Origin of the sequence: Nocardia sp. NPDC056611 (genome assembly GCF_042792755.1) — a bacterium.
In the GTDB taxonomy this organism is placed as follows: Bacteria; Actinomycetota; Actinomycetes; order Mycobacteriales; family Mycobacteriaceae; genus Nocardia.
On sequence record NZ_JBHTVV010000003.1, the window covers coordinates 86,460 to 104,165 of the forward strand.

Annotated in this window: 2 protein-coding genes; both read right to left on the minus strand. The window is 69.8% G+C overall.

What is annotated here, in order from left to right:
• Positions 1-2 precede the first annotated feature (2 nt).
• Positions 3-677: a DUF6875 domain-containing protein gene (locus tag ACFRAQ_RS17090; RefSeq protein ID WP_379100468.1), complete on the minus strand. Its 675-nt coding sequence runs from the start codon at positions 675-677 to the stop codon at positions 3-5.
• Positions 674-17,647, minus strand: a complete 16,974-nt coding sequence (locus ACFRAQ_RS17095; protein ID WP_379100470.1) for an amino acid adenylation domain-containing protein — start codon at positions 17,645-17,647, stop codon at positions 674-676. The genes ACFRAQ_RS17090 and ACFRAQ_RS17095 overlap by 4 nt, the downstream gene beginning before the upstream one ends.
• Positions 17,648-17,706 lie beyond the last annotated feature (59 nt).

Here is a 17,706-nt window from a genome sequence, read left to right on the forward strand (position 1 = left end):
GATCAGTTCGTACTCGTCCGATCGTCGGGTGTCTGGACGAGCTTGTCGGACATGGCGCTGGCGATGAACTTGGGGATGGCGGGGGCGAAGATCTGCAGGTAGAAGTCCATCCAATCGTGGCGCGAGTTGAGGAACGGGAAATCGGTGGGCGCCATGTAGCGGATGGCGAGCATGGGCAGCGGCGCGTCGAGGGCGGGGAACGACGGATTGTGCAGGCCCGGGACAGTGCAGCCCGGGTAGAACTGCCCGAGCATCAGACCCTGCTGAACGAACTTCGTCTTCTGGTCGTGCTGAACGGATTCGATGTCGGTGTACTCGGTGAGGTTGGGGAACACCGCGAGGACCGCCTTGAGCCGGGAGTCGGGTTCCTTCAGGGGTGGCAGGGTGGGGAAGAGGTCGTACAGGTCGGCGATGATCTCGCTGATGCGCTCGCGGTTGATCTCACGACCGGTGATGAACGCGGCCCACAGGGAATTGATCGTGATGGCGTGGCTGGTGTAGGGACAGACCGCGCCGGGCCGGCCGAGGTCGGGGTGGGAGTGACACAGGTAGTCGACCATCCACCGGCGCAGTTCGCCCGCACGCGGGTACGCACCGTTACCCGCCGCGATATCGGGGTCGAACAAGTTGACTGGTTCGACGCCGGAACGTGTTCCGACGAATCGGTCGGTGTTCATGATCGGCTTGTCCTTGCTGGTGTTTGTGACTCTGTGGGGACAGTGCGAGTGGACCGGAAGTGCTCGGTGAGCACGGAACCGATGGCGCGCAGTGCGTCTCGATCGGTCATCCGTTCGTGCCGTACGGGGATCCGGTGCTCGGTGATCCGCCCGGTGACATGGTTGTTCCAGGCGCGAGCGGGAGCGGACCCGTCGACGGGGTCGTCGGCGGCGCTGAAGTAGAGCAGGTCGCCGTCGAACGATCCCGGCCGATGCTCCCAGGTGAGGTCGATCAGCCGGGTGTAGTCGCGTTGCAGGCGCACCACATGCTCGGTGGTCACCGCGGTGAAGAGTCCGCCCTGCTGGTGCAGCAACTCGGTCGCGGCTTCGACGGTCAACTCGGTGGAGCCGTCCGGAACCTCGATACCGCCGAACTCGGTGAGCATCGTCGCCACCGACGGCGTCGGGCCCCGCACACTGTCGGTCGTGACGACGCGGGTGTCCATCATGGCCAGGGTCGCCACGGGCTCGCCGTCGCGGCGGAGCTGGACGGCCATCGCGTGGGCGATGGTGCCGCCGAGTGAATAGCCGAGCAGATGATAGGGGCCGTGCGGTTGGACGGCCCGGATCTCCCGCACATAGCGGGCCGCCAGCTCGTCGAGGCTGTCGAACCGCGCGGTGGGGTCGGACAATGCCGGGGATTGCAGCCCCTGGACGGGACGGTTGGGATCGAGGTGCTGGACCAATCCGCTGAAGCCCCACGCCAATCCGATCGCCGGGTGGACGCAGAACAGTGGCGGTTCGATGCCGTCCGCTCGCAGGGGCAACAGGACCGCGAGTGCCTCGGCGAGATCCCCTTCGCCGCTCTCCGGCCCCTCGAGGCCGTCGCGACGGTGCTCGATGCGGCGGGCCAGCGCGTGCGGCGTCGGATCGGTGAACAGCCACTGGAGTGGCACGGTGACACCGGTGGACTGCGCGAGCAGCGCGACCAGTCGGGTCGCGGCCAGCGAGTTGCCGCCGAGCGCGAAGAAGCCGTCATCGAGTCCGACGCGTTCGATGTCGAGGGTTTCGGCGAAGGCCGCGCAGACGGCGACCTCGAGCGGGGTGGAGGGCGGCCGGAACGGGGAGCGGCGCAGGTCGGGTACGGGCAGGGCGTTGTAGTCGAGTTTGCCGGTGGCCGTGAGCGGTAACCGGTCGAGCGTGATGATGGTGGTCGGGATCATGTGGGTCGGCAATCGGGTGGCGAGGTGCCTGGTCAGCACCGCGGCATCCGGCGTGGCGTGCGGGGTGGGCACCACATAGCCGATGAGAGCGTCGCCGCCACCCGGCCGGGTGTGGACGGTGACCGCGGCACGGGAGACGTCGGGGTGACCGCACAACACGGTTTCGATGTCACCCCGCTCGATGCGATGGCCGTTCAGCTTGATCTGGAGATCGCTGCGGCCCAGGTACCGAAGTCGCTGGTCGCCATTCCACGCGACCAGATCGCCGGTCCGGTACATGCGCGTCCCGGGCGGCCCCCACGGGTCGGGGAGGAATCGCGCCGCCGTGAGGCCGGGTTGCCCGTGGTAGCCGCGGGCGATGCCGGGTCCGGACACGTACAGTTCGCCCGCCACTCCGGGCGGAACCGGACGCAGGCCGCGGTCGAGGACCACGGCGGAGAATCCGCGGGCCGGGCCGCCCAGCAGCAGTGGACTCTCCGTCATCGTGGTCAGCGCGACGTCGCCGAAACTCACGACGGTGGTCTCGGTGGCCCCGTACGAGCTGATCAGCATGCGGCCCGGCACCCATCGGTTCAGCAGATCCGGTGGGCAGATCTCACCGCCGATGATCAGGGTGCGCAGGGAGTCGAGTTCACCGGCGGGCAGGGATTCGAGCACCGTCGGGGTGAACGCCGCATGGGTGGCCTGTGCGGCGGTGATCCGCTCGGCCAGTTCGGCGCCCGCGACGACTCGTTCCGGAGCGACCACCAGGGTGGCCCCGGCGGCGAGGGCGCTGACCCATTCGAGGATCGACACGTCGAAGCTCGGTGAGGCCGCGGCCAGCATGCGGGATGTGGAGGTGAGGCCGTACCGTTCCCGTGCTTCGGCGGCCAGGTTCGCGAGCCCGGCATGAGTGACCACGACGCCCTTGGGGATTCCGGTGGAGCCCGAGGTGTAGATCAGATAGGCGGGATGCTCCGGCCGGAGCGTGGCCCCGCGCTCGCGGTCATCGATCGCGGTGGCGCGAGCGAAAGCCGCCTTCGTGGCGAATCCGGGACTGTCGAGGCTGAGCCACGCGGTGGTGTCCGGCAGTCGGTCCCGATAGGACTCCGCCGTCAGCCCGACGATCGGGTCGGCGTCGGCGAGGATGCCGCCGATCCGGTCGAGGGGTTGGCCGGGGTCGATCTGGATGAACGCCGCGCCGGTCTTGGCGACCGCCCAGATGGCGATCATCGCGTCGATGGAGCGCGGGAAGCCCACGGCCACCAGCGTTTCCGGTCCGGCCCCGGCATCGATCAGGATGCGCGCCCACCGGTTCGAGGTCTCGTCGAGTTCTCGGTAGGACAGCACGTCGCCGTCGCAGACCACCGCGTCCGAGCGCGAGTCCGCGGCGGCCGCCAACAGCTGGGGCAGCATCGAGGTCGGCGCGCCGGGCCGGCCGTGCACGGGGGCCGAGGCGGCCAGCTCCTCCGGCGACAGCAGCTGGACGCGCAGGAGCGGGAGATCGATGTCGTCGGTGATGGCGTCGAGCACCCGCCGGACCCGGTCGGCGAGGGCGTCGATCTGCTGCCGGGTGAACGAATCGGGCAGGTATTCGAAGCTCAGCTGCAGCCGCGCGCCGAGATGGACGATCAGGCCGAGGGGGTAGTGCGCGGCGTCTCGTCCGTGCACGTCGAGGACGTGCATCCCGGCGATGTCGGTGTCCTCGGACAGACCCGCCGTGTCGACCGGGTAGGACTCGAAGACGGTCACGGTGTCGAACATCGCGCCGGTCCCGGCCGCCTGCTGGATCCGCGCGAGGCCGAGGTGGTCGTGGTCGAGCAGCGCGGCCTGCTCGGTCTGGATGCGCCGGAGCAGCTGGGCGAGGGTTTCGCCGTAGTCGAGCCGGACCCGGACCGGCACGGTGTTGACGAACAGGCCGATCATCGATTCGATGCCGGGGAGCTGTGGGGGGCGTCCGGAGACGGTGGCGCCGAAGACGACGTCCTCGCGCGCGGTCGCGTTCGCGAGCACGATCGCCCAGGCCGCGCGAACGATGGTGTTGAGGGTGGTCTCCTGCCGGTGGGCCACCGCGACCAGGGCGGCGGTGCGGTCTTCGCTCAGCCGCACCCGGACTTCACGGGCGGCGTCGGCGCCCCGGCCGCCGTCCGGGTGCGCCAGCAGCGTCGGCTCGGTGACGCCCTCGAGCGCCCGGGTCCACGCCGCTTCCGCCGCTTCCTGATCCCGGGTGTGCAGCCACGCCAGGTAGTCGCGGTAGGGACGGGCCGGGGGCAGCGCGGCGGGGTCGCTGTCGGCGGCGTAGAGGATCAGCAGCTCCCGGATCAGCAGTGGGGTGGACCAGCCGTCGATCAGGATGTGGTGCAGGCTCAGCACCAGCGTGTACCGCTGCGGGGAGATGTCGACCAGGGTGAGTCGCAGCAGTGGCGCGGCGGTCGTGTCGACGTGCCGGTCGGCTTCCATGAGCTGTTCGAGTTCGGCCGCGGCGTCGGCGTGTTCCGTGAGATCGATCCTGTTGAACGGCACGTCGACTCGCCGGTGCACCAGCTGCACCGGTTCGCCCGCGCCGTCGCGCGCGAACGAGGCGCGCAGGTTCGGGTGCCGTCCGATGAGGGTCCGCAGGGCGCGGCGCAGCCGGTCCGCGTCGACCTGTCCGCCGAGTTCCATCCGCAGCTGCACGATGTAGTCGTCGCGGGCGCCGTCGGCGAGCTGGGCGTGGAACAACAGCCCCGCCTGCAGCGGCGTGAGCGACCAAATGTCTTCCAGCTCCGGGTATCTGGCCTCGATCCGGTCGATCGCGGTCTGGTCGAGGTCGACGAGGTCGAGGTCGGAGGGCGTCAGCCCGCCCGCGCCGGGCCGGGACGCGTGAGTCGCGAGGGCCGTCACCGCCTTGCTCCACAGTTCGGCGAGGTCGGTGACGTCGGCGGCGGTGATCAGCCCGGCCGGGTAGTCCCAGGCGGCGGTCAGGGCGGGTCCGTCCGGAGTGTCCATGGTGGCCGCGTTGATGCCCAGCACGGCCGCCGCGGACGCGTCGGGAGGCTGCGCGCCGCCCGCGGCCCCTGCGCCGGCGGGCATCCAGCCGAACTCGAGCGCCGCGTCGGGCATCGTGTCGAACCGGCCGAGATAGTTGAAGCTCACCTGGGGGTCGGGCAGCGCGCCCAGGACGCGGGCGGTCTCGGCGTTGAGGTAGCGCAGCAGCCCGTAGCCGGTCCCGTCGCGGGGGACCCGCCGGAGTTGTTCCTTCACCGACTTCATGACCGCCCCCGCGGCGGCTCCGGAGTCGAACGCGTCGTCGATGTCGATGTCGGACACATCGATTCGCACCGGGTACGTGGTGGTGAACCATCCGACCGTGCGGGTGAGGTCGGCGCCGGGGAGGGCGGTGTCGTCGCGCCCGTGGCTCTCGAGGGTGAGCAGTGCCTCGGCGACTGTCTCGCCGCGGCGGCGCCGCCACCGGGTCAGCGCCAGGGCGAGCGCGGCGATCAGGGCATCGTCCACCTTGCCGTTGAACGCGTGGGGCAGCGCGGTGAGCACGGCCCGGGTCACCGTGGTGGGCAGCGTGACCCGGACGGTGGCCACGGTGGCCTGCTTGTCCACGGCCGGGTCGAGCGGGCGCGTCCCGATCGGCGGATCGGCGGTGGCGAGCGTGGAACGCCACCGGTCGAGTTCGTCGAGATTCGCGGCGGCGGTGTCGAGGGCGTGGGCCCAGCGTCGCATGGACGTGCCGACCGGCGTGAGCTGCGGCGGCTGCCCGGCGGTCACCTGGCCCGCGGCGACAGCGATGTCGGGCACGAGGATCCGCCACGACACGCCATCCACCACCAGGTGGTGGGCGACGACCAGCAGCCGGCCGGGCCCGCCGGCGCGATCGAACCAGACCACCTGCAGTACAACGCCTTCGGCGGGGTCGAGACGCTCGGCGGCGGCACGCGCCTCCACATCGGCGATCGCGGCGAACGCGCCGCTGTCCGGCTCCGCCTCCACCGATACGCGCCGGATCAGTTCGGCGGCGGACACGCCGGTGGGCCGCACCTCCACCGCCCAGCCCGACGGATGCGCGGGATCGGGCACCAGCCGGGCTCGCAACATGTCGTGATGGTCGAGGACGGCCTGTACGGTCGCCTCGATGACGGTCCGGTCGACGCCGGTCGGCAGCGTGAGCATCACCCACTGGCAGAAGCTGTCGAATCCGCCGCGCTCGAACATCCAGCACATGATGGGCGTCGGCGGCATCGGCCCCACGCCACCGCCGGGCAGTTCCTCCGGAAGGACGGCGCTGTCGCGGACGGCGATCCGGGCAAGTCCGGCAACCGTCTTGTGCTCGAACACCTCTCGTACGGAGATCGCCAGACCAGCCGCCTTGGCCCGGGTGACCAACTGGATCGACATGATGCTGTCGCCGCCGAGCGCGAAGAACGAATCGTCGAGCCCGATCGTGTCGATCCCGAGGACTTCCGCGAACAGCCCCGCGAGTGTCGTCTCCGTCTCGGTGACCGGTGCCCGGAATTCGACTCGGCCCGTGCTGAAGTCGGGTTCGGGCAGCGCGCGGCGGTCGATCTTGCCCGTCTCCGTCGTCGGCAGCTCGTCGAGCACCATCACGGTGGCGGGCACCAGGTGCGGGGCCAGGCGCTGCCCGGCGACCGTGAGGATCGCGACGGGGTCCAGGTCGGCGTCGGGTTCGGGCACCACGTACCCGATCAACCGATCGCCGGTCGCGCCGTGATGCACCGCCGCCACCGCGCGGGCCACTCCCGGGCAGGCCAGCAGACCCGATTCGACCTCGCCGAGCTCGATCCGGAAGCCGCGAATCTTGACCTGGAAGTCCGTCCGCCCGACATAGTCCAGCGTCAGACCTCCCTCCGGCAGCCGCAGCCACCGCACCAGGTCCCCGGTCCGGTACATGCGCTGCCCGCGGTCCGCGAACGGATCGGCGACGAACCGGGACGCGGTCAGACTCGTCCGGTTGCGGTATCCGCGCGCCAATCCCGGTCCGGTGAGGTACAACTCGCCGACGACTCCGACCGGCACCGGACGCAGCCACGCGTCGAGCACGACCTCGCCGACGCCGCGGATCGGCCCGCCGATCGTCGCGGTCTCACCCGGCACCATCGGCGGGCCCGCATCGGTCTGGATCGTGGCCTCCGCCGGACCGTAGGTGTTGAACAGCTTCCGGCCCGGCGCCCACCGGGACACCAGCCGGGGCGGGGGCGCTTCGCCGCCGATCACGACCGTCCCGAGGTGTCGCAGCCCGGCCGGGTCGACCGTGCCCAGGGCGGTGGGAGTCAGCGCGGCATGGGTGACCGCGTGCTGCGAGATGATCTGCGCCAGTTCGATTCCGCCGAGGACCGTCGGCGGCGCGATGACGAGGCGTCCGCCGGACGCGAAGGCCCAGAGGAGTTCCAGGATCGCCGCGTCGAAAATGGGCGACGCGGCGTGCAGCACCCGTGCGCCCGGCCCGATGTCGAACCGCGAGCACTGCTCGGCGGCCAGGTTCGCCAACCCCCGGTGCGAGACCACCACGCCCTTCGGCACTCCCGTCGAGCCGGACGTGTAGATCACGTACATGGGATGGTCGAGTCGAATCGGCCGGATGCGCTCGGTATCGGTCACCGGCAGCGCGGGCGACCGCGCCACCTCCGCCGCGATGTCCGGGTCGTCGAGGACCAGCCACCGCACCGAGCCGGGCAGCCGATCCTTCCACTCGGACAGCGTGATTCCGATCGCCACTCCCGAGTCGGTGAGCATGTGCTCGACCCGTTCTCCGGGAGTGCGCGGATCCACCGGGACGAATGCCGCCCCCGACTTCGCCACCGCCCATACCGCGAGCACCGACTCGTAGCAGCGCGGCAGTCCGATCGCGACATTCGTCTCCGGTCCGGCACCGAGATCGATCAGCGTGCGCGCCAAACGATTCGACTCGGTATCGAGCTCGTCATATGTCCATTGCCGGTCCCCGCACACCACCGCCACCGCGCCCGGATCCCGGGCGTGCGTGGCCGCGAGCAGTTCCGGCAACACTCGCTCCGGTACCGCGGGATCACCCGAGACCGGCGCCAGCTCGCGGTATTCCTGCGGCGCGAGCAGATTCAGCCGGGCGAGCGGCACATCCGGGTCGGCGGCCAGATCGCCCAGTACGTCCAGGATCCGGTGCAGGGTCGCCGCGATCGTGCCCGGGTCGAAGAACTCGGGCAGGTATTTGATCTCGAGGTGCAGTCGCTCGTCGACGCGCGCGACCAGGCCCATCGGATAGTGGGCGGCGTCGGAACCGGTCACGTCGACCAGCCGCATACCGGCGATGTCGGTGTCCGCGGTCAGCCCGTACCGGTCGACCGGGAAGGACTCGAACACCGTCATCGTGTCGAAGACCGCCCCCGGCCCGGCCACTCGCTCGATCTCGGCCAGCCCGACGAACTGGTGATCGAGCAGCGCCGCCTGTTCGGCCTGGACGCGGTCGAGCAATTGCCCCACTGTCTCGCCGCCGTCGAGGCGAACGCGCACCGGCACCGTGTTGATCAGTAGTCCGATCATCGATTCGACGCCCGCGAGCTGCGGGGGCCGCCCGGAGACCACGGCGCCGAACGTCACGTCCTGCCGAGATGTCGACGCGCCCAGCACGATCGCCCACGCCACCTGGATCATGGTGTTGAGGGTGACGCCGCGGGACCGCGCGCGGCCGATCAGCGCCGCGGTCTGTTCCTCGCCGAGTTCGTCCGACAGCTCCCGTGATTCGGTGTAGTGGCGGCCGGGATCGGGTGCGGCCACCAGGGTCGGCTCGTCGGCGCCGTCGAACGCTCGAGCCCAGGCGTCGAGCGCCGCGGCCGGGTCCTGCCGGGCGACCCAGGTCAGGTAGTCCCGGTAGGGACGCACCTCCGGCAGCACGGTGGTGTCGCAGTCGGTGGCGTAGAGGACCAGCAGCTCCTTCAGGAGCAGCGGCGTCGACCAGCCGTCGAGCAGCAGGTGATGGTTGGTCAGCACCAGCCGGTACCGCTCGGGCCCGATGGTGGCGAGCATCCAGCGGAGCAGCGGGGGACGGGCCGGGTCGAACCGGGTGGTGCGGTCCGCGGTCAGGAGCCGCGTCCACTCGCGATCGCGGGCGTCGCCGTCCAGCCCGGACAGGTCCGGCTCCGACCAGGGCGCCTCGGCGTCGTCGTCGACCACCTGCACCGGTTCCGGGTCGGTGACGAACGCGGCGCGCAGGTTCGGGTGCCGGTCGAGCAGCAGTCGCGCGGCTCGGCGCAGCCGCCCCGCGTCGACCCGGCCGCGCAGCTCGAGCACCAGCTGTGTGATGTAGGCGTCCACCGACTGCTCGGACACCAGGGCGTGGAACAGCAGCCCCTGCTGGAGTGGGGCCAGGGGCCAGACGTCGCTCAACGCCGGATACCGGTGCTCGAGTCCCTCGATGGCGGATTGTCCGAGCTCGGCAGTCAGATCCGACGGCGTCCGGCCACCGCCCCCGGCGCGGCGGACATGTGTCGCCAACGCGGTCAGCGTCGAACGCCAGTCCTCCGCGATCTCGCGCACCACGTCGCCGGTCAACACTCCGGCGGGGTACGACCAGATCGCCTGTAGCCGCGACTCTTTCGCGTCGTCCAGGACGGTGACTTCGATGTCGAGCGCCGCGGTCACCGGCATGTCCGGGGGCCGGGTACCGGCGAGCTCCGCCTCGGCGGTCCCGGTGGCGACGCGGCCGCGGTAGGTGAACGCGATCTGCGGCGGCGCGGTCGCGAGAACCGGTCCGGCGTCCTCGTCGAGATACCGCAGCAGGCCGTAGCCGATCCCCTGGTCGGGGACGGCGAGCAGTTGTTCCTTGACGGACTTGACCGCTGCCCCCGACGCGGGCCCGCCGGTGCGGGCTTCGTCGAGGTCGATGCCCGACAGATCCAGGCGCATCGGATAGCTCGTCGCGAACCAGCCGACCGTCCGCGCCGGATCTGCGCCCGGCACAACGTCTTTCGCGCGGCCGTTCCCTTCGAGACGGATCGTGACGTCGGCGGCGGCCGCTGCCTCGTGCTCGCGCCGCCACTTCGTGATCGTGACCGCCAGAGCGGTCAGCAGCCCGTCGTTCACGCTGCCGTGGAAGGCCGCGGGCACGGTGGTCAGCAGGGCCTCGGTCACGTCGGGGTCCACGTCGATCCGGACGGTGCGGGTAGTCGCGACCACGTCGATCGCGGGGTCGAGGGGCCGTGTTCCGATCGGGGGATCGTCCCCGGCGGTCATCGCTCGCCACAGTTCGAGCTCGGTGGTGCGTTCCGGTCGCCGGGCCGCCTCGACCAGCCCGTGTGCCCAGCCGCGCATGGACGTCCCGGTCGGGGCGGGCGGCTCGCCGGAGTCGATCGGCGCCCACGCGGCGGCGAGATCCGCCGCCAGCACCTGCCAGGAGACGGGATCGATCGCCGAACGATGAACCACCAGCAGCACGGCGCCCGGTTCGGCGGTGCTCGCCGGGTCGAACCAGACCACCTGCGCGACGATCCCGGCTCCCGGATCGAGCCGGTCCGCGGCGGCCTCCAGCTCGGCCGCGGCCGGCGCACGGAATTCGAGGCGTCCCAGCCCCGCTTCCATCGGCACTCGCGCGAGGAGGTCGTCGGCCTGAATCGTTCCGGCGGGCAACACCTTCCACGTCCACTGCCCGTCGTCGCTCGGCCTCAGTCGCGTACGCAGTATGTCGTGCCGATCGAGGACCGTCTGCACGGCGTCGGTCAGCCGCTGCCGGTCGATCCCGGCCGGCAGCGGCAGCATCATCGCCTGGGCGAAGCGGGCGCACGCGGACCCCGTCCGTTCGAGCAACTCCCGCATGATCGGTGTCAGCGGTAGCGGGCCCGCGTCGGGAAGTTCCGCCGAGAGCTTTGTCGCGGTGTCACTCTCCCCGGTCGCGACCAGGGCGAGTCCGGCGACGGTCTTGCGCTCGAACACATCGCGTGGCGAGAACACCACGCCCGCGGTTCTGGCCCGGGTCACCAGCTGGATCGACATGATGCTGTCGCCGCCGAGGGCGAAGAAGGAATCGTCCGCGCCGACTCCGTCGGAGCCCAGGACGTCCGCGAAGCAGCGGGCGATGATCCGCTCGGTCGGCGTCTCGGGCGCTCGGAAGGGCTTGTCCGGAGCGAACACCGGTGTCGGCAACGCCCGCCGATCCAGCTTCCCCATCGGCGTCAACGGCACCCGATCCAGCACCATGATCGACGCCGGAACCATGGAGGACGGCAACCGGTCGCCCAGGTACTCGGTCAGTACCGACGGATCGATCGAACACCCCGGCGCGGCAACGACATACGACACCAGCGACTGCGCCCCCGACTCGGCACGGCTGCCGACCGTCACCGCGTAACTCACCGCGGCGTGCGCCGCCAGCGCCGCGTCGATCTCGCCCAGTTCGATGCGCAGACCACGGATCTTCACCTGGAAATCGGACCGGCCCACATGTTCGACCGTCCCCGCGGACGTCCACCGGGCCATATCCCCGGTCCGGTACATCCGCTCGCCCGGCGCCCAGGGGCACGCGATGAAACGCTCGGCCGTCGCGCCTGACCGGCCGTGATACCCGCGCGCCAGACCGCCACCCGAGACATACAATTCGCCCGCCACGCCGACCGGAACGGGCTCCAGCCGCTGGTCCAGAATCCATCCCGACACGCCACGAATCGGGCCGCCGATCGTCACCGTGTCACCCGCCGTCAGCGGGGCGCTCAGTGTCGCGGCGATGGTCGTCTCGGTGGGCCCGTAGGTGTTGAGCAGGGCGTGGCCGGCACCCCAGCGCTGGACCACGTCGGCGCCGTAGTCCTCGCCGCCCACCATGAGGTGGGTGAGATCCGGTAGCGGCCAGCGGGTGTGGTCGATGGTCGACAGCGTGGACGGTGTCACGAGGACATGGCTGACGTGTTCGCGGGCGATCAGGTCGGCGAGTTCGTCCCCGCCGTACACGTCGCCGGGCGCGATGACCATGGTGGCGCCGGAACCCAGCGACAGCAGCAGTTCCAAGACCGAGACGTCGAAGCTCGGCGAGGCCATGTGCAGGGTCCGAGAATCGGATTCGATGCCCAGGGCATCGCGGTGCTCGACGGCGCAGTCGTACAGACCTCGATGCGTGACCGCGACGCCCTTGGGCAGTCCGGTCGATCCCGAGGTGTAGATGAGGTAGGCGAGATCGTCGACCCGCAGTGGCCGGGTCCGTTCGCTGTCGGTGATGGGCCGGCCGTCGGCCACGTCGTCGGTGTGGTCGAGGTCGGCCGGTGTCAGCCAATCGATCCCGTCGGGCAGCCGGGCGCGGACGGACGGCACGGTCACACCGATGACCGCCCCCGACTCGGTCGTCAGGTGCGTGATCCGTTCCCTCGGATGACCCGGATCGATCGGCAGGAACGCCGCTCCCGATTTCGCGATCGCCAATTCGGTCAGCACCGAATCCAGGGACCGCGGCATCCCGATCGCGACGATGTCCTCGGGGCCGATGCCTCGCCGAATGAGCGCTCGCGCCAAGCGATTCGAACGCTCATCCAACTCGCGATAGCTCATGCGCTGCCCCGCGAACACGATCGCCGCGGCGTCGGGATCCGGTGCGGCCGCGGCCAGCAGATCCGGCAGCGTCATCGGGGCCGCGGCGAGAGCGCCGCGGTGGCTGAGCAGATCGGCGCGCTCGGCGGGCTCGAGGACCTCGATCGCCCCGACCGCAACGGTCGGATCGGCGACCACCGACTCCAGGATCCGGATCCACCGCTGGACCAGCGAATCGACCGTCGCGGCATCGAACAGGTCCGTGGCGTAGGTGACCGCCACCGTCATGCCGCCGCTCGCGTGGTGCGGCGAGAGGATGAACTGCAGGTCGAAGCGGGACGCCGTGCCGGGCAGGTCGATCACCGACAGTTCGAGGCCGGGCAGGGCCAGCGTCACCGGTTCCAGGTTCTGGAAGGCCAGCAGCACCTGGAACAACGGATGGCGAGCCTGGGACCGCTGCGTGACCAGCTGGTCCACCACCTGCTCGAACGGGATATCGGCGTGGTCGAACGCGTCCAGATCCACCTGCCGGACCAGGCCGAGCAGGGTGGCGAACGACTGCCCCGGATCGACGGCGGTCCGCAAGACCAAGGTGTTGACGAACATCCCGACCATATCGTCGAGCGCCGCGACGCCACGCCCCGCGATCGGTGTGCCGACCGGAATGTCGGTGCCGCCGCTCATCCGGGCCAGCAATACCGCCAACGCGCCGTGCACCACCATGAACAACGAGGAATCATGCCGTCGCGCGCAGTCCTCCAGCCCTCGGACCAGTCCCGCGCTCAACGAAAAGTTGGTGGTCGCACCACGATTCGACATGACCGCGGGGCGCGGCCGGTCGAACGGCAGCGGCAGCTCGTCGATCACGCCGTCCAAGGTCGTGGTCCAGTAGCGAAGCTGGCGGGCGCTCAGCGACTCCGGTTCGTCGGGCGAGCCGAGGACGTCCCGCTGCCACAGCGCGTAGTCCGCGTACTGAACGGGCAGCGGTGTCCACGAGGGGGTTTCACCGCGCATCCGGGCGGCGAAGGCCGTCGCCACATCGCGCGCCAGCGGAGCCATGGAGAAGCCGTCCGCGGCGATGTGATGCACCACGACGGCCAGCAGGTGTTCGGGTTCCGGGGCATCGGCCACCCGGAACAACCGGGCGCGCACCGGTACCCGGGTGCTCACGTCGAAGCCTTCGGTGACGAATTCGGTGACCGCCGGGACCAGTTCGCCGGACGGCACCGTCGTCAGCGCGGGATCCGAGTCCACGTGGTCGACGGATTCGACCACCTGGATCAGCACGCCGTCATGGTCCGGGTACCGGGTGCGCAGCGATTCGTGTCTGGCCAGCACGTCGATCAGGGCCAGCCGCAGGGCCTCGACGTCCAGTTCGCCCCGTAGCCGCAGGGCGATCGGCATGTTGTACGCCCCGGAGCCGGTGTCGTACTGGTTGAAGAACCACATGCGTTGTTGCGCGGGGGCCAGCGGCACCAGATCCGGGCGCGGTCCGGCGATCAGCGGTGGCCGGGATCGCCGGTCCGGTCCGGCTATCTGCTCGACCCTGGTGGCCAGTTCGGCGGTCGTGGCCGCGTCGAACAGCAGCCGCACCGGAATCTCGGTGTCCAGCACGGCGCCCAGGCGTGCCGCGACCCGGGTGGCGACCAGACTGTCCGCGCCGAGGGCGAAGAAGGAGTCGTCGATGCCGATGGTGTCGATGTGCAGGACCTCGGCGAAGGTCTCGGCGATGAGACGCTCGGTCGGGGTCCGGGGCGCCCGGTACGGCTTGTCGTCGGTGAACACCGGTTCGGGCAATGCTTTTCGATCGAGCTTGCCGTTCGGTGTCAACGGGATCCGGTCCAGCACGACGATCGCGGCCGGCACCATGTAGGGCGGCAGGCGATCGGCGAGACGCCCGGCCACGAGTGCGGTATCGATCGTCTGGCCCGGCGCGGCAACGACATACGAAACGAGCTGCTGGGCTCCCGATTCGGTGCGATAGCCGATCGTGGCGGCGTAACCGACACTCGGGTGACCGGTGAGCACGGCGTCGATCTCGCCGAGCTCGATACGCAGACCGCGGATCTTGACCTGGAAATCGGACCGGCCCAGATGCTGGACCGCACCGTCGGCCGACCAGCGGACCACATCACCGGTCCGGTACATGCGCTCACCCGGCGACCACGGACACGCCACGAACCGCTCCGCGGTCAACCCCGCCCGGCGGTGATATCCACGAGCCAACAGGCCACCGGCGACGTACAACTCACCTGCCACACCGATCGGCACGGGCTGCAATCGCTGGTCGAGGATCCAGGCCGAGACGCCGCGGATCGGGCGGCCGATCGTGACGAGCTCACCCGCCGTCAACACGGTCAGCGTGGCCGCGATCGTGGTCTCGGTGGGCCCGTACTCGTTGAACAGTCGACGGATTCCGCCCCACCGCTCGACCAGCTCCACGCCGTAGTCCTCGCCGCCGACGACCAGATGTCCCAGATCCGGTAAGGGCCACCGGGTGTGGTCGATGGTCGAGAGGGTCGAGGGCGGCATACACGCGTGGCTGACGTGCTCGCGGTCGAGGAGTTCGGCGAGTTCGTCGCCACCGAAGCTGTCGCCGGGTGCCACGACCATGGTCGCGCCCGCGCACAGCGCCAGCAGCAGTTCCAGGACCGAGACGTCGAAGCTCGGCGAAGCCAGATGCAGTGTGCGGGAAGCCGATCCGATGCTCAGGGTTTCCCGGTGTTCGACGGCGCAGGTGTGCAGTCCGCGATGGGTGACGGCCACGCCCTTGGGCAGCCCGGTCGATCCGGAGGTGTAGAGGACGTACGCGACATCGTCGACCCGCAGCGGCCGCACCCGATCACCGTCGGTGATCGGCCGATCGTCGCCCTCGTCGAGATAATCCGTTGTCAGCCAGTCGATGTCGTCGGGCGACCGGGCGCGGGCGACCGCGGCGGTCAGGCCGACCGCCGCCCTGGAGTCGGTCAGCATGTGGGTGACGCGTTCGACCGGATGGCCCGGATCGATCGGCAGGAAGGCAGCCCCCGACTTGGCCACCGCCCAGACCGCCAGCACCGAATCGATGGACCGCGGCAGGGCGATCGCGACGATGTCCTCCGGACCGATGCCCCGCTCGATCAGCTTCCGAGCCCACCGATTCGAGCGTTCGTCCATCTCCCGGTAGCTCGCGGTGCGCCCGCCGGCGACGATCGCCGTCGCCTCGGGATCCACCGCGACCGCGGCGGCCAGCAGTTCGGGCAGGGTGGCCGGTGTGGTCGCGGATGCGCCGCGGCGGGTCAGCAGATCGGCGCGCTCCTCGGGTTCGAGCACATCGATCGACCCGACCGGAACCGTCGGATCGGCGACCACGGACTCCAGAATCCGGATCCACCGACGGACAAGGGAATCGATCGTCGCGGCATCGAACACATCCGTGGCGAAGGTGACCGTGCCGGTCGTGTCGTCCTCACCGTCGGGTGCCGACAGGTTGAATCGCAGGTCGAAGCAGGATGTTTCGCCGACCTGGCCGACCGCCAGCAACACTTGGCACACGGGGTCTCGCGATAGTTCCTCCGCCACTTGTTCGAACGCGATATCGGCATGGTCGAATGCGCTCAGAACTACCTGGCGGACCCGGCCGAGTAATTCGGCGAAAGGCTCCCGTGGATCGACTTCGGTACGCAACATCACGGTATTGACGGATTTCCCGACAGCATCGTCGACCGGTGTGCCGATCGGAATATCGGTGCCGCCGCTCATTCGCGCCAGTAACACCGCCAACGCCGAGTGCGCCACCATGAAGAATGAAGAATCATGCTGCCGTGCGCAATGATTCAATCCGCGAACGAGTCCCGCGCGCACGGAGAAATCCGCGGTGGCACGCCGGTCCGGCAGCACCGCGGGCCGCGGCCTGTCGTAGGGCAGCGGAAGCTCTTCGGGAAGGTCCGCGAGGGTCTTCCGCCAGAACGCCAGATTCTCACGGCGGCGGCGGATCCCGGCGCCTTCGGCGGCGCTGCGTGGATGGACCTGTCCGAGCCCGGCATCCGAGGCGGCGGCGAACTCGTCGAGGAACTCGGCGAATCCGGTGCAGTGCGCCGACAGTTCGCGGTCGGTGTAGAGGTGGGGATTGGCCAGGAACTGGAGGATCGTCCGCGGCGGATCCCCGGTCCGATACACGTCGATCAGCAGATCCTCGACCGGGCCGGAGCTGAGGATGTGGAACTGTCCGGTCACCGAACCGAACTCGAGTTTGTGGTCGAAGAGCATGACGTTCACGACCGGGCCCGCGAACCTTCGCTGCGCGCCGGGGATCCCCAGGGCGGCGCGAATGTCGGTGAGCCCGCACCGCTGATGCCGCAGAACGCCCACCAGATCGGACTGCACCCGCAGTGCCAGCGTCGCGACGGTGTCGTCCGGCTCGAGGGTGATCGGCAGCGGCGCGACATTGACGAAAACCCCTGCGGATCGCCGCAGCACGGCGGTCGTGCGACCTGACACCGGAATATTGACCAGCACGTCGTCGCGGCCGGTCTTACGGGCCAGATAACAGCCGAACGCGGCGATCACCAGCGCGGCCGGGCTCGCCCCCACCGCATTCGCCGAACGATCGATCCGTTCCATCGTCGCCGCCGACAGGTCGGTGATCGCGACGGCACTGTCCGCGCACGCGGGCGCCTGCCGGTCGGCCAGGCTGGTCTCCTCGCCGACGCCCGCGAGCCGGGTCACCCAATAGGCCCGGTCGTCGGCGAATCGCTTCGACTCCCGGTAACTGCGATCGGCCTCGTACAGGGCGCTGATGTCCGCGGGCCGACTGGGCTCGGCCGTGACGCCTTGCGCCGCCGCCGTATACAGCGCCGCGATCCGGTTCACGATCATCATCGCGCCGTAGCCGTCGAGCGCGACGTGATGACACCGGCTGTACAGCAGATAGCGCCGATCTCCCACCTGCACTATCGCCGTCGCGACCAACAGGTCCCGGGTCATATCCAAGGGCGCCGTGTACTCCCGGCGCATCCATTCCACGCCCGCCGCGATCGGATCCGGTGCGTGCCGGACATCGATCAGCGTTGCCTCCTGGCCGAGTGCCGGGTCGTACACCTGATACGGGACACCGTCGGTCTCGACCAGTCTCAGATACCCCGATTGGAACTCGTGACCCGCTTGTATCGCTGCCACGCACAGCGTTTCGATGTCGAGGTCGCCGTCGAACTCGATATATTGCGCCTCGGATATCGGCACATCGGGACTCAATTTCTGGGCCAGCCACAATCCCTGCTGACCGGCGGACAGCGGTATCGGCTGCGGTCGCGGTGCAGTCATGGTTTCCCTTTGGTTCTGACCGCGCATTATTCGCGCATTATCTACTGCAAAACCCCGAC